12 protein-coding genes and 1 tRNA gene are annotated in these 15,601 nt (G+C 38.5%); 10 read left to right on the forward strand and 3 right to left on the reverse strand.

All coding sequences use genetic code 11. The features are described from left to right. Positions 1-44 precede the first annotated feature (44 nt). The 3 genes from FGM01_RS03570 (at position 45) to FGM01_RS03580 (ending at position 4,826) form a co-directional block, all read left to right on the forward strand. Positions 45-797: a LytR/AlgR family response regulator transcription factor gene (locus tag FGM01_RS03570; protein WP_143409760.1), complete on the forward strand. Its 753-nt coding sequence runs from the start codon at positions 45-47 to the stop codon at positions 795-797. After that, positions 775-3,756, forward strand: a complete 2,982-nt coding sequence (locus FGM01_RS03575) for a sensor histidine kinase (protein ID WP_143409761.1) — start codon at positions 775-777, stop codon at positions 3,754-3,756. The genes FGM01_RS03570 and FGM01_RS03575 overlap by 23 nt, the downstream gene beginning before the upstream one ends. Before the next feature lie 350 nt (positions 3,757-4,106). After that, complete coding sequence (locus FGM01_RS03580) at positions 4,107-4,826, forward strand: class I SAM-dependent methyltransferase (RefSeq protein WP_143409762.1); 720 nt, start codon at positions 4,107-4,109, stop codon at positions 4,824-4,826. 190 nt (positions 4,827-5,016) lie between these two features. Here FGM01_RS03580 and FGM01_RS03585 read toward each other — a convergent pair whose 3' ends face one another. Continuing rightward, entirely contained in the window at positions 5,017-5,391 is a 375-nt protein-coding gene (locus FGM01_RS03585) for a lipocalin family protein (RefSeq protein ID WP_143409763.1), read from the reverse strand. A gap of 519 nt (positions 5,392-5,910) precedes the next feature. Beyond that, positions 5,911-5,995, reverse strand: a tRNA-Ser gene (locus tag FGM01_RS03590). A 278-nt stretch (positions 5,996-6,273) separates the two neighbouring features. On the opposite strand from FGM01_RS03590, the gene FGM01_RS03595 reads away from it, so the two are divergent. Next, positions 6,274-7,302 carry a M28 family peptidase gene (locus tag FGM01_RS03595; RefSeq protein WP_143409764.1) on the forward strand — a complete coding sequence of 343 codons (1,029 nt, stop codon included), beginning with the start codon at positions 6,274-6,276 and terminating at the stop codon, positions 7,300-7,302. A gap of 138 nt (positions 7,303-7,440) precedes the next feature. Here the strand turns inward: FGM01_RS03595 and FGM01_RS03600 are convergent, their stop codons facing one another. Next, positions 7,441-8,082 (reverse strand): protein-L-isoaspartate(D-aspartate) O-methyltransferase, encoded by a 642-nt coding sequence (locus FGM01_RS03600; RefSeq protein WP_143409765.1) that lies wholly within the window; start codon positions 8,080-8,082, stop codon positions 7,441-7,443. A 136-nt stretch (positions 8,083-8,218) separates the two neighbouring features. Between FGM01_RS03600 and FGM01_RS03605 the strand changes: the two genes are divergently transcribed. From FGM01_RS03605 to FGM01_RS03630, 6 genes are all read left to right on the forward strand, one after another. Further along, complete coding sequence (locus FGM01_RS03605) at positions 8,219-9,184, forward strand: Gfo/Idh/MocA family protein (RefSeq protein WP_143410337.1); 966 nt, start codon at positions 8,219-8,221, stop codon at positions 9,182-9,184. 113 nt (positions 9,185-9,297) lie between these two features. Continuing rightward, a complete protein-coding gene (locus FGM01_RS03610; RefSeq protein ID WP_143409766.1) occupies positions 9,298-10,188 on the forward strand; it encodes a 3-hydroxyacyl-CoA dehydrogenase family protein in 891 nt (296 codons plus the stop codon). A 95-nt stretch (positions 10,189-10,283) separates the two neighbouring features. Continuing rightward, entirely contained in the window at positions 10,284-11,519 is a 1,236-nt protein-coding gene (locus FGM01_RS03615; protein WP_143409767.1) for a DUF1015 domain-containing protein, read from the forward strand. Between the two features lie 66 nt (positions 11,520-11,585). Beyond that, positions 11,586-12,245: a YggS family pyridoxal phosphate-dependent enzyme gene (locus tag FGM01_RS03620; protein ID WP_143409768.1), complete on the forward strand. Its 660-nt coding sequence runs from the start codon at positions 11,586-11,588 to the stop codon at positions 12,243-12,245. A gap of 15 nt (positions 12,246-12,260) precedes the next feature. Further along, the gene (locus tag FGM01_RS03625; RefSeq protein ID WP_143409769.1) at positions 12,261-13,634 is read left to right on the forward strand and encodes an exonuclease domain-containing protein; all 1,374 of its coding nucleotides are present in this window, start codon (positions 12,261-12,263) and stop codon (positions 13,632-13,634) included. Continuing rightward, positions 13,627-15,600, forward strand: coding sequence for a DUF3857 domain-containing protein (locus FGM01_RS03630; protein ID WP_143409770.1), 1,974 nt, complete (start codon positions 13,627-13,629; stop codon positions 15,598-15,600). The genes FGM01_RS03625 and FGM01_RS03630 overlap by 8 nt, the downstream gene beginning before the upstream one ends. The last annotated feature ends 1 nt before the right edge of the window (position 15,601 follow it).

Consider the following 15,601-nt stretch of genomic DNA (forward strand, 5'->3'; position numbering starts at 1 on the left):
CCTGACGGGATCTATGGTTCAGGATAAAAATGTAGTTTTATTTTATGATAAAAGCAGTCATTATAGACGACGAAGTAAACGCCCAGGATTTACTGGAAAAGACGCTGTTAAGATATTTTCCCAATAAATTTAATATCGTAGAGAAATGTCATTCTGTAGACTCGGGAGTGCAGGCCATAAGGCAATATGAACCAGATCTGGTTTTTCTGGATATACAGATGCCTGAAAAGAATGGTTTTGAATTATTCAAATATTTTGAGGCCATCAATTTTGAAGTGATCTTTACCACAGCCTATAATCAATTCGCGATAAAAGCGATAAAACGCTCAGCCCTGGATTATTTGCTTAAACCTATTAATCATCTGGATCTTGCTGAAGCTATCAAAAGATTTGAGTGTAAAAATGAAGGCAGTACAGCTCAAAAGAAATTATCGCTCTTGCTGGAAAACCTGAATGTGAACGATCAAAAGGTTAGTAAAATTGCTTTCCCCACTGTGGAAGGTTTTGAACTAATACATTCCAACCAGATCCTTTATTGCAAGGCAGAAAGCAATTATTGCTGTATCAAAAAAATTGACGGTATTACCAGGACCGCAACCAAAACCTTGAAATATGTTGAAGAAATACTTCCTGCCGGAGCTTTTATAAGGATCCATAAAAGCTTTGTGATCAATTTAAATTTTGTGGTGAGGTATCATAAAGCGAATAAGGAAGTTGAGTTAACAAATGGAGAGAAACTGCCGGTTTCTTTTCGTAAAGAAGAAGATTTTTTAAATGCCATCTTACAAAACCACTAGCCTCTTTTTCCTCATTCTTATTTGGCTAAACCTGGCGTTTTCTCAAAACTATCCCGGTAGAAATTATACGGCAGCCAACGAATTACCCAATAATACCGTGAGATCTTTGCTGGTAGACAGCAATAATATTCTGTGGATAGGGACAGATAATGGCATCGTAAAAAAGGAAAATGATGTTTTCAATTACTTCTTTGAAGAGGATGGTCTTGCCCTTAACAGTTGCTGGGCTATTGCAGAGGATAGTAATCAAAAACTATGGTTTGGAAGTTACGGGAAGGGCCTGAGTATTTACGACGGGACTGGTTTTAAAATTATCTCCAGGGAAGAAGGTCTTGTTCACAACGAGGTAACCAAATTATATAGCTCTGGTGATAAAGTTTTCGTAGGCACCAGTGATGGGGTATCTGTAATAGATATAAATACCTTCAAGGTAAGCTCACCCGAAATCCCGGAAGGAGATGAACTCTTCAGGATCCTGGATTTTTTTGAATATAAGGCTCAGGTTTATGCTATCGTTTATAATTACGGGGTTTTTGAGATCAGGGAAGAGAATGACCAAATAAAACTCAACAGGATTAAAGACCATAAGAATCTCTATTCCGTATTAAAAAGAAATGATAGTATTTATAGCAGCCACAAGGGATTTTACGCCAAAACCACAATAGAAGATTTCCTCAGAAAAAAAGACCCGTGTATACCTAACAAATCAGGGCAATCTATTATCTGGGATTTTGCGGAAACCAGAAAAAATAAAATTTTCGCTGCTGCCTGGGGAATATATGATAACAGTGGAGGCATATATGAAATAGTTAATGGAGAATTAATTTCAAGAGCGGCAGATTTTAATATTCCCAGTAATGAGGTGATCTCTCTTGCCTACGATAACAGGTTCGAAAAACTGTATGTGGGCTCAAGAGATTCAGGTATGTATGAAGTGAGCCTGGATCCACAAATAAAATTTCACAAAATAGAAGGCCAGAAAGTTCTTGGTTTCGCTAGAACAGATCATACCAACGGGATATTACTGGATAATAGTATTCTTATAGAGAATGCGAAGCGACCAATTTCCATAAGCTTAGCCCAGTTAAAGAAATGGCAGCAGGATTATTTAAAAAGAAATAAGCTGCCTGAACCAAGATCTGAAATCGATTTTTATGAATTAGACTTTTCAATTGAGGCAAAGAACATAGACTTTTATGATATAAAAGCTAACCGGAATAATTACTGGTTAAATACGAATATTGGAATATTTGCGATAAACGACTCCGGGAATTTAGTCAGGTATTTGCCGCTACATTCTGAAGAAATCAACTTCACTACAAAAGGGGAACTTGTTGAGACCCATCCCTATGGCGGAGTGAGGGTCTATAAAGATCTGGATGATTTTGAATATATCTACTTCCGTAAAGATTCCACCAGTACTCCCACCCTGGTAGTGAACAGTTTGCTCAACAGGGATAAAACTTATTTATTATCTGTTTTTTCAGGATTATATCGGTGGAACGGGAATAAATTTATTTCCTATGTAGCTGAAGATATCTGGAAAGAAAATAAACTAAGACATATAACGCCAATAGATGATAAACTGGCCATATCCAATGAATTTGGAGATGTTTTTATAGTAAAGGATGATGAAAAATTTGAAGTGCTTCAGAAAATTCCACGAGCAGATATTGAAGGTAATACTATTTCATTTTTAAAAAGCATACATGGAATTTTATTGATCGGGACCGAAAAAGGTTTAACAATCATCAAAGATGGCCGTCAGATTTTTATGAATGCAGAGCAGGGCCTTCAGCAACCCCTGTTCAGTGCCGAAATACAGGGTGAGAATTTAATTATAGGAAGTGCAGACGGATTTTACTTTATTGATATTGCCAAAGTGATAGCTTCGAATACTTTAATTAATGATCTCAGGCTAAAGGAAATTTTTATTAATAATAATCAACTTCCGAAGCAATATAAAAAGGATGGAGTTTTAAGCCTGCCTTATAATGAAAATACGGTTTTGCTTAATTTTAGTACCAACGCCCACCCTTATCCCAATAAATTAAGTTATCAATATCGCCTGAATAAAGAGGAGGACTGGAGCCTTCCCTCCGAAAAACCTGAAATATTTCTTCCCTTTCTCCCATCCAGGAACTACGAGATAGATGTAAAAGTACTGGATAATAGTACGGGCTTAAACTATACGGGATCCTTGATTCAGTTTTCAATTCTTCCCCCATACTGGAAAACCTGGTGGTTCTCCCTGCTGCTTGTCATCATCCTGCTAAGCGGCATCACCCTGATATATCAACACCAGATAAGACAGACTAAAAAATTTGAAGCCCAAAAAAGACTGATTCAAAAGCGTTTTGAAGAGACTAAAATGGAGGCTTTACTAGCCCAGATGAATCCCCATTTTATTTTCAATGCCATGAATTCTATCCAGAACTATATTATGGACAGCGACATAGACAACGCTACCATGTTCCTGGGAGATTTTGCAAAATTAATCAGGTTAAACCTGGATCACTGTACAAAACCCACCATTCTGCTTATCCAGGAAATTGAATATTTACAATCCTATATTCGTGTTGAAAATACCCGATTCAATAACAAAATAAAGGTCTTAATGGAAATTGATCCGGAGATAGACACCTATGAAATTGAGATTCCCACGATGATTCTACAAACTTTCGTGGAAAATGTCTTTGTGCATGCTTTCCCGAACGGACTTGAAAATCCGACATTAAAAGTTTCTTTTAACCTGGAGGATCAAAATACCCTCTTATGCAAGATCTGTGATAACGGGATTGGTTTTTCCTCTGAATCTAAAAACAGCCTTCATAGCTCCAAAGGGGTAAGTCTGGTTAAAGAAAGGCTAGCCATATTAGGTTATAATGTTGCCGAAGCGATCCAGGTAAGATCAGAAAAAAATAAGGGTACTTCTGTAAATATTAGGTTGAAAATTTAACAAATTATTACGGTTACTTATAATTTCCATACGGTTACTAAATGGCCTGCCCTGACTTGAAGTTTAGTTTTACTTTTATGAAAAATTAGAGCTAGTGGCGGCTATATCCGCACTGGATTGCTGAGGAATTATATTTTATAAGTAGGGTTGTAATATATTTTTCCAGGCTAATTTAGCGGTCACTTCTCTAATCTTTTTGTCTTAATATCCTGTTGAGGCCTTTTCCACTTCATTCTTTCTTAATTTTCTTTTTAAAATCACCTGATTTAATTTATCTGTTCCGGTAATTTTCAAATAAACAGCCTGGTAAGACTGTCTTTTCTTAACTTTATGATATTCAATATAATATCATGAACAAATCTATATATTCTATTTTTCTGGTAGTGTTCGCAGTATGTTTTATCCAGTGTAAAGGGCAAACGGAAACCGCCAATGAAAATTATGTGTTTAAGCCCGGTAGTTTTGATGGTACGGGTAAATGGTATAAAGGCCGGGAGATCTCCCACGTGATGGGTTACCAGGGGATCAATTGGCTGGAACGTCCGGAAAGAGAGAAAGAAGAGAATACCAGCAGACTAATCGAGAATATGAATATTTTATCTGGTGATACCATTTCAGATATTGGTGCAGGCTCAGGTTATCATGTTTTTAAAATTGCGCCTCTGGCTAAGGATGGCCTGGTATATGCAGTAGACATTCAACCGAAAATGCTGCAAGCCATCCGGGAGAGCAAAAAGAAAGAGAAAGTCGATAACATCAAAATAATAAAGGGATCAGAAAAAAGCGTGAACCTGCCGGCGAACTCTGTAGACAAAATGCTCCTGGTCGATGTATATCACGAATTTAGTTATCCCGTTGAAATGCTTACCTCTATGCATAGCGCCCTGCGAAATGACGGAGAGATCTACCTTGTTGAATATCGCGGAGAAGATGCATCCATACCCATCAAAAAACTTCATAAAATGACCGAGGCCCAGGCTGTAAAAGAGTTTAAGGCAAACGGATTCAGGCTAAAAGAAAATATCGCTAATCTGCCCTGGCAACATTGTATGATCTTTGTAAAAGATTAGATAAAAATTACACCTATTAGAAAATTCATGGATAGTTTGGCGGAAGGGGAACCAGCGAAGAAATCTCCAAACATCCTTATCCTGTTATTCTGAACGAAGCGAAAGTGTAGTCAAGAATCTATTAGAGATTTACTGTATTAATCTCATTATAAAACTTGAATGAATTTGATATCTGCTTTGTTTTATGAGTTTAATCACAAGTTCTCACCAGTTTATAATCTATACCAAAATCAGCTTTATCATCTAATTCTAATCTTTCCTGAGTCAAGACCATAATTGTATAATTATTTTCGCCACCTCCAATATCATTAAAACCTCTGGTAGTTAAATTTCTTTCTGAAAGAGAATAACTACCAATATTCGTGGTATTGTTAAAGGTATAACCAAATCTGCCGTCATCATAAAATGTCCAGATATGCGTCCTGTGGCAATCACTTTCTACATGCCACTCCCCTAATAAACCTTGCTCAATATCTACAGTAATTAATAGTTCTTCGGAGTCATCTGAAGAACAGTAAATCATCAAACTGGCAATTAGAGAGATATAGATGATTTTCCGTACCATAATTTAAAAAAATGCATATCAATAAGTTACGGAAATATAAGTTCTTAGATCAACTTAATTGGTATCAAATATTGGCAGGAACCTGCAAAGAAAACTTTAATCGTCATGATCCTGTCATTCTGAATGAAGCGAAGCACCTATAATAGATTAACTGCTTTGAGCCTGGGAAGAGGATCCGGTAAAGATATCTTACCCCTTAGGGATACTGTCATTCTGAATGAAGCATTAGCGTAGTGAAGAATCTCTGAGGATTAACTGCGTTGATCCAGGAGGGGGGGGGAATCAGCAAAGATATCTTACCCCTTAAAGATACTGTCATTCTGAATGAAGCGCTAGCGCAGTGAATGATCTCTGGGGATTAACTGCGTTGATCCCGGGAGGGGGAACCAAAACTTAAATTAAACTCTTCAGGGCGCTGTGCGACCTGGATCATTTTTGTTTTATTTCAGATTTCTGAGTTAACTCAAACCTTTATAAAACAAAAATGCTCCACCCTTTGGGTGAAGCATTTAATTTAAGCGGAGAAAGAGGGATTCGAACCCCCGGAGGTGTGACCCTCAACAGTTTTCAAGACTGCCGCATTCGACCACTCTGCCATTTCTCCTGAGTGCCTCATCAGCTATTTGCTGAATGCGGGTGCAAATATAAGACGCTTTTTCTATTTTCCACAACTAAATCTATAACTTTTTTGAAGTAATTTTTATCGCTTTCATAATCAGATAGTTTCCATTTTAAACTTTCTACTTAAATCTATCCACGAAAATTTACTTACATCAAAATTAAACTATCCTGCATCATAAGAGTCTATATTTATGATGCTCTTATAATAAATTAGTACCAAAACCGCTATCTTGGCGGCAAATGCTTAAATCCATATTTAGAATGAAAAAAATATTATTAGTGGTCCTTCCGGCCATCCTTTTATCATGCAGTGCCCAGAATGGGAAAGTTGAAAACGCAGATCCTATGGAATATGCGAACACCATCACGGCTGAAGAACTAAAAGAACACCTTTATATATTTGCCAGTGATGAATTTGAAGGGCGTGAGACAGGGGAACCAGGACAGAAAAAAGCTGCAGAATATTTAAAGAATGAATATAAAAGTCTGAATCTTCCTTCACCCCTGGGAGGAGACGATTACTATCAGGAAGTACCTGTAAGCTATTTTAAAAGAGGAAATGTAAAGCCTACGGAGAATGTGGTGGCTTTCCTTGAAGGATCAGAGAAACCTGAAGAAATACTGGTCATCTCTTCTCATTATGATCATGTTGGTGTAGACGAGGCCGGGAATATCTATAATGGTGCCGATGACGATGGATCTGGAACCGTTGGGGTTCTTGAAATTGCAGAAGCTTTCGTGAAAGCTAAAAAAGACGGATATACTCCTAAAAGATCTATACTTTTCCTGAATGTAACCGGGGAAGAAAAAGGTCTGGTAGGTTCAAAATTCTATACAGATGAGCCTATTTTTCCATTAGCTAATACGGTAGTGAATCTCAACATTGATATGATTGGCCGAAAAGATCCTGCTCACGAAGCCAATGATAATTATGTTTACCTAATTGGTAGTGATAAACTAAGTACAGATCTGCATAATCTAAGTGAATCTGTGAATGAAAAATATATAAATATGGACCTGGATTATAAGTATAATGATGAAAATGATCCAAACCGTTTCTATTACAGAAGTGACCATTATAACTTCGCTAAAAACAATATTCCAATTATATTTTACTTTAACGGAACTCACGCTGATTATCACAAACCAACAGATACTCCAGACAAGATCGAATATGAACTACTGGCTAAAAGAGCGAGGCTGGTATTCCTTACTGCCTGGGAAATCGCTAATCGTGATGCGAGACTTGTGGTAGATAAAGCAGATAATAACGCCACTGCCGGTAAATAATTCCGGTGAAATTATAAAAACAGGGCCTCGTTTTCTAACGGGGCTTTTTTGTTACTTGTAGTTAGTATTGAGATGTAAGAAATTGATAGTTCGAAATAAAAACTTCGGCGTTCCTATTGCATAATTCGTACTTCCTATTTAGTTTTTATCTTCCAGCAGGGGCACAAACCTAAAAGCTCCATATTCGGTTTTGTCGAATTCCTTATTTGATTTTCGAACAAAAAGGGTCATGGTTTGTACTTTACGCCCCACCGGGATCACCAGACGTCCTCCAACTTTCAACTGGCTGAGCAGGTCTTTAGGAACCTCAGGAGCTCCCGCGGTAACAATGATCTTCTCATAGGGCGCATATTCGGGTATGCCCTTATAACCATCACCAAAGCTGAGATATTTAGGGCGATAGCCAAGTTTTGACAGAAAGGTTTTCGTCTTTTTATAAAGCTCCCTTTGCCGTTCTATACTATACACCTTTGCTCCCAATTCGCAGAGAACGGCTGTTTGATAGCCACTTCCTGTTCCTACCTCCAGTACCTTGTCTCCTTTCTGGATCTCCAATAGCTGCGACTGGAAAGCCACGGTATAAGGCTGCGAAATTGTTTGATCGGCAGCAATAGGAAAAGCCTTATCCTGATATGCGTGATCTTCGAAGCTACTGTCCATAAAGAGATGGCGGGGTATCTTTCCTATAGCCGCAAGTACCTTTTCATCGGTGATGCCCTTTTTCTTAACTGTGCGCACCAACTGTTGCCGTTTCCCCTGATGTCTGTAAGTATCCTTCAAGTTTTCTCTGCTTTAATAAGGCTATAAAATTAGGTAAACAAGCTGATTTATCCCAAGCAAATGACCGCAGGGATTTGGCCGGTTTTTATAAAGTATTTAATATCAAAATGCTATTTTTGTGAAAAATGCAAAAAATATGCTGAAAGCAGGAGTTCTGGGTGCAGGTCACCTCGGCAAAATTCATCTGAAACTTTTAAACCAGTCTGAAGAATATGAACTCATAGGGTTCTATGATGCAAACAGGGAAAATGCCGAAAAGATAGCTTCGGAATTTGGTTATAAAATGTTCGATGATCTCGATGAACTTATTGCGGCAGTAGACATGATAGATGTGGTCACTCCCACCCTGGCTCATTTTGAGGTCGCCAAAAAGGTTATCGCAGCCGGCAAACATCTCTTTATAGAAAAGCCAATTACCAATACTTATGAGGAGGCAAAAATACTGATTGAACTGGCCAAAAAGCATGGGGTTAAAGGCCAGGTAGGTCACGTTGAAAGATTCAACCCGGCATTTCAGGCAGTGGCAGATCGCATTGAAAACCCGATGTTTATCGAAGCTCACCGACTTGCGGAATTTAATCCCCGGGGAACCGATGTTCCGGTAGTCCTGGATCTTATGATCCATGATATCGATGCAGTTTTAAGCGTGGTGAAATCTGAGGTAAAAAAGATCAATGCCAGCGGAGTATCGGTGATTAGTGACACTCCAGATATTGCCAATGCCCGTATAGAGTTCGAAAATGGCTGCGTGGCTAATCTCACCGCCAGCCGTATTTCTATGAAAAACATGCGTAAATCACGTTTTTTTCAGCGGGACGCTTACATTTCAGTAGATTTTCTAGAAAAGAAATGTGAAGTGGTGAAAATGAAAGACGCCCCGGAAAATCCTGATGATTACGCTATGATCCTTCAGAATGCCGAAGGAATAAAAAAACAGATCTATTTCGACAATCCTGATGTTTCTCCAAACAATGCCATTCTGGAGGAACTGGAAAGTTTTGCCGATGCTATAAATAATGATAAAGAACCGGTAGTTACCATGGAACAGGGTGCAAAAGCACTCCAGGTAGCTAACCAGGTGATAGCTAATTTTAATGTGTAATATTAACCGGGAATTTCCTAACCATTTCGTCTTACTCCTAATTTTGGCATCCCAAGAGATCCTGAAACAAGTTCAGGATGACGTCAAGTTGAAATTTCTGAAAAACCAATAAAATGAAAAACATTGCAGTAATAGGTGCCGGAACCATGGGTAACGGAATCGCCCATACCTTCGCCCAGAACGGTTACAAAGTTCAATTAATAGATATTTCTGAAGATAGCCTGAAAAAAGGAATGGATACCATTTCAAAAAACCTGGATCGTATGGTAGCCAGGGAAAAGATCAGCGAAGAGCAGAAGCAGGAAACACTGGACAATATCACAACCTACACAGATATTTCTGAAGGAGTGGAATATGCCAGCCTGGTGGTGGAAGCGGCTACAGAAAATACTGAACTTAAGCTGAAGATCTTCAGACACCTGGACCAAAACACTGCCGAAGATACCATATTAGCAAGTAATACATCTTCAATTTCAATTACCCAGATCGCTTCTGTGGTTTCAAACCCGGAGAGAGTGATCGGGATGCATTTTATGAACCCGGTGCCGGTGATGAAACTTGTGGAGATCATCCGTGGTTATAACACCAGTGACGAAGTAACCAAAACTATCATGGAACTTTCAGAAAAGCTGAACAAGGTACCGGTGGAAGTAAATGATTACCCCGGGTTTGTTGCAAACAGGATCCTGATGCCTATGATCAATGAGGCAATTGAGACTTTATATAACGGGGTTGCCGGAGTATATGAGATAGACACCGTAATGAAACTGGGCATGGCTCACCCAATGGGTCCTCTGCAGCTGGCAGATTTTATTGGTCTTGATGTTTGTCATTCTATCCTGGAAGTGATGCATGAAGGATTTAAAAATCCAAAATACGCTCCGTGTCCGCTTTTGACCAATATGGTGAGAGCAGGTAAGATCGGGGTTAAATCTGGAGAAGGCTTCTACGACTATTCTGAAAACAAAAAAGCAGAAAAGGTTTCTGCTCAGTTTAGCAGTTAGACTCAAGTATTGAGATTTATCGTGTCGTCAAAGATGATCTAAGAATTGTCATTTCGATCACAGGGAGAAATCACTTTAAACGCATAGTATAAAATTTGACCAAAATAATTCCCTTTAAAGCCGTAAGACCAGCTCCTGCCTACGCAGGGCTGGTTGCTTCCCGTTCCTATGAAGATTATAGCGAAGCAGAACTAAGGGCACAGCTCGAGTTTAATCCCTATTCCTTTCTGCATATCATAAATCCTGGATATAAATTTCAGCATGAGATAGGCGGTGAAAAGCGCTTTGGAATGGTAAAGAACCGTTACCTGGAATTCAAAGAGGAAAAAACCTTTATCCAGGATGAGCAAGCCTGTTATTATATCTATAATATTAAGACCAGGGAAGCATCCTGTTGCGGAATCATTGCCGCCACCAGCGTTGAGGATTATGAAAAGGACGTTATCCGCCGGCATGAGGATACTATCGCTCACCGGGAAGAACTTTTCAAGGAATACCTGAAAGTTGTAGGTTTCAACACAGAGCCGGTTTTGCTTACTTATCCAGATGATGCTATTATTAATGAGCTGCTGGAAGAAAGGATGAAGTCCCGTCCTGAATATGAGTTCGCTACTTATAACAAGGAAATTCATTCCCTGTGGCTGATTGATGATCCAGACAATATTTCTAAAATAAAAGCTCAGTTTGCCGCGATGGATAAATTATATATCGCAGACGGGCATCACCGCAGTGCTTCTTCCTGGTTACTGGCCAAGGAGAGCAAAGCGAACAATCCCCACCACACGGGAAAAGAAGCTTATAATTATTTTATGAGCTACCTGATATCTGAAAGTAATCTGCGCATCTTTGAATTCAGCAGGTTAATTAAAGATCTTAATTCCCACACCAAAGAGGAATTCCTGATAAAGCTGGATGAATGGTTTCGCATTGAAAACCGCGGTTCTGAAATTTACAAGCCTTCAAAAAAGCATCATTTTAATATGTATCTCGATGGGGAATTTTACTCTCTTTATCTTCGGAAGACCAATTATGAGTTTACCGATTCTTTAAGTGAGCTCGATTCGTATATACTTTTTGAAAAGATCCTGAAACCTATATTGGGTATCAAAGATCTTAGAAACGATAAACGTATTGCCTATATTCATGGACGCAATGACCTGATAGAATTGAAAACCAGGATAGATAGCGGGGAATTCAGGGTAGGATTTGGAATGATGCCGGCAGGGATTGAAGAAATCAAACAAATTGCAGATGAAAACCTTACCATGCCGCCAAAAAGTACTTATATTGAGCCTAAATTGCGCAGCGGTCTTACGATCTACGAATTTTGATTTTAAGTTTGAACTGCACTTTCCCGCAAAAATTAATTGAATCCTGAATTGAAAAGTAAATAAAGGATGGATATTTCTGAAAATATAAAAAAGTATAAAGGCGAATTACCAGATGAGGTAAAGCTTGTGGCGATTTCCAAGACCAAGCCCAACGAAGATCTCATGGAAGCCTATCGTGCCGGTCAAAGAATATTTGGTGAAAATAAGATCCAGGAAATGACCGATAAGTGGGAAGCACTTCCCGGGGATATAGAATGGCATATGGTTGGGCATGTTCAGCGCAACAAGGTAAAATATATGGCTCCTTTTGTTTCCCTTATCCATGCGGTAGACAGTCTTAAGCTTTTAAAAGAGATCAATAAAAGAGCCAAACAGAACGAACGCACGATCAACTGTTTATTGCAGATTAAAATCGCCGAGGAAGATTCAAAGTTTGGAATTTCTGCAGAAGAAGCTAAAGAGATCCTGAAATCTGAAGCTTATGGAAAAATGGAAAATGTACGGGTAATCGGTTTAATGGGCATGGCTACTTTTACCGACGACCAAGAACAGGTTAGTTCAGAATTTAAATATTTGAAATCAGTTTTTGACGATTTCAAAAAACAGTTTCCAGACCTAACGGAGCTTTCCATGGGTATGAGCGGTGATTATCAGATAGCTGTAAAGCATGGAAGTACCATGGTTAGGATTGGAAGTAGTATATTTGGGGCGCGAAATTATAATTAACGAAGAAGGAACTATTTGTACGCGATATTAGACATAGAGACCACAGGTGGCAAGTATAATGAAGAAGGAATCACCGAAATTGCAATATATAAGTTCGACGGCCGCCAGGTAACCGACCAGTTTATAAGCCTCATAAATCCGGAACAACCTATCCAGCCTTTTGTGGTGAACTTAACCGGTATAAACAATGAAATGCTGCGGAATGCTCCTAAATTTTATGAGATTGCGAAACGCATTGTAGAGATCACTGAAGATTGTATTCTGGTGGCTCATAATTCAAAGTTCGATTACAGGATTCTGCGTACAGAATTTAGAAGACTGGGTTTCGATTTTGAAAGAAAAAGTCTCTGTACGGTAGAGCTATCCAAAAAACTTATTCCGGGTCTTCCCTCCTATAGTTTAGGAAAACTCGTAAGATCATTAGGTATTCCTTTAAGTGACAGGCATAGAGCTGCGGGAGATGCGCAGGCTACCATCAAATTATTCAAAATGCTTCTTAACAAAGATGTTGAAAAAGTTATCCTGAAAGAACATGTACGCCAGGAACCCAGGCGTAATCTGGACACAAAACTGGTTTATATACTTGAAGAATTACCTTCAGAAACCGGTATCTATTATTTCCATGATGAGAATGGTGAGATCATTTATGTTGGAAAATCGAGAAATATAAGAAAAAGAGTTAACCAGCATTTTACCAATGAAAACCCCAAATCCAGGGAAATGCAAAAGAAGGTAGCTTCGGTTTCCTATGAGCTTACGGGAAATGAGCTGGTAGCCTTATTGAAAGAAAATCAGGAGATCAAAGAGATCAAACCTAAATACAACCGCGCCTTAAAGCGAGATATTTTTAGCCATGCGCTTTACCATTCCAGAGATGAGAATGGATATTTAAATTTCAAAATTGGCCGGGCAAATAAAAATCAAAAGAACATTACCACCTTCAGTTCGCTGAGATCTGCCAAAAATTCACTGACTAAATGGGTGGAAGAATATCAATTATGCGAGAGGCTTTCCGGTCTGCATGGCGGTGAGGGCAATTGTTTTGCCTACACTATCAAAAGTTGTTATGGGGCCTGTATAGAAGAGGAAAGCCCGGAAGAATATAATGAGAGAGCAGAAAATCTTATAAGCAGATATTCCTACGAAAACCAGAATATGCTGCTCATAGGTCGCGGAAGAGAAGTAGATGAAAAAAGTGCCTTATTGATAGAGGATGGAGAATTTAAAGGCATTGGATATTTTAATCTAAACCACCAGATAAATAACCTGGACATCATCAGGTCTATAATCACTCCCATGAATAGCAACAGGGACGCCCAACACATTATTCAAAGTTTTTTACGCAAAAAACATAACTTTAAAATTATCCAACTATCAGTTCATGAGTAAATTTATCTATCCTCTCATTCTTTTATTTTCTTTATCCTTAAACTCCCAGAATCCAAAATTAAATACTCAAAATACCAGGGTTACCTATGCTGATCTTAGAGCTAATTCTTATGAAAAGGATTCTACAGCCAATGCCCACTATATTTATGAGAAAGGCTATAGTCACTTTTCTGTGGAGGAGGATTTTAAACTGGTAACTAATTATGAAGCCAAGATCAAAATTTTAAACAGGGATGGTTTTGAAGAAGCGAATATTATAATCCCGGTTGGAAAGAACGATAGAACTTCAGAAAAAATTAAAAACCTGAAAGCTGCTACCTATAACCTGGTAGACGGAAAAATGGATATTACTAACCTGGATCCTGAAGCTGTATTTACCGAAGAATTCGAAACCTACGATTTAAAAAAGTTTACTTTCCCCAATATAAGTGCAGGATCTGTTTTGGTTTATTCCTATGACCTGATCTCTCCATTCTATTATGATTTTACAACCTGGAGATTCCAGGAAGATATCCCCAAAGCTTATTCAGAATTTACGGCCAGGATCCCTGGTAATTATGAATATTATACCACCATTCGCGGTGAACTCAAATTAGAAAAAGACACCTCCCGTATTGTGCGAAACTGCATGGATTTTGGAGGCTCGTCGTCCCCGGCAGATTGTGTGGAAACCGTCTTTGCCATGAAAGACATTCCTGCATTTACCAGCGAAAAATTTCTTACTACCAGTAAGAATTATTTAAGCATGATAGAGTATGAACTTAAACAGATAACCAGGCTCGATGGAACGGTAAGAAGGTATACCCGGGAATGGAAAGATGTAGACAAAGATCTGGAAACAGATAAAAGCATAGGCAGACAATTAAAAAAGGACCGGTTAGTGGAAGGTGTACTTCCAGTTGCTATTAGTTCCCTGCCTCTGGGGTTGGATAAAGCTCAAAAAATCTACCAGTTCGTCCAGAATGAGTATAACTGGAATGAAGAATATAGAATTTATGGTGATATGGACCTTAAGGATATAATTTCTGACAAAACAGGAAATGTCCTTGGGATCAATGTTCTTTTGCACAACCTGCTTTCTTCTGAAGGTTTTGATGTATTACCCGTCATGTCTGCTACCAGAGAAAAAGGTTTTCCCACTAAAGTACACCCGGTTTTGAGTGATTTTAATTACTTCTTTGTTCAGCTAAAACTTGATGGGAAGGAATATCTGTTAGATGCTACAGAAAAGAATCTGGATTTTGGCCGACTGCCTTTTCGGGGTTTAAATAGTTATGCCCGGCTTATAGATTTTGACCAGGGAAGCAGCTGGATTAATATCTGGCCAGAAGACTATTCAAGCATCGTTTACCGGGATTCTATCAAAGTGAATTTAGATGGAACTTCCAATGGAATGAGCCATCAGGTTTTAAAAGGTTACCACGCCTACAATTACCGTAACAAGCTTGATGATATAAGTAAAGACGCTGTATTTAAAGAACTTTCGAACTACAATGAAAATACCTTCGCGGTGGAAACCGAGGTAATTAACGATGATGATCCCTCTAAAAGCCTTGAAATAGTCTATGAGCTGGACAATAAGAGCCAGAAAATTGGAGATAAAATATATTACAACCCGTTCAGTTTCAGGTTTTTTGAGGAGAATCCGTTCAAACAGGATAAAAGAAGCTATACTATAGATTTTGGATATAAGGATTACTACATGTATTCAGCCATTATAGAAATCCCAGAAGGATTTAAGGTCAGCAGTTTGCCCGAGGCAATGAATATTGGATTATCAGGAAAAGGAGGAATCCTCAGGTTTAATGCGGCACAGATCAATGATTCTATGGTGCAGGTAACCTGTCAGTTAAAGTTTGCCTACCCAAGTTATCCGGCAGAATATTATCCTTTTCTAAAGGAGTTTTTTAATAAGATACTTGAAGTCCAGAGTCAATCTCTTATTGTAATTGAAGAAAATAGTTAAA

The sequence above is a fragment of the Christiangramia sabulilitoris genome (genome assembly GCF_007050985.1).
GTDB classification, from domain to species: domain Bacteria; phylum Bacteroidota; class Bacteroidia; order Flavobacteriales; family Flavobacteriaceae; genus Christiangramia; species Christiangramia sabulilitoris.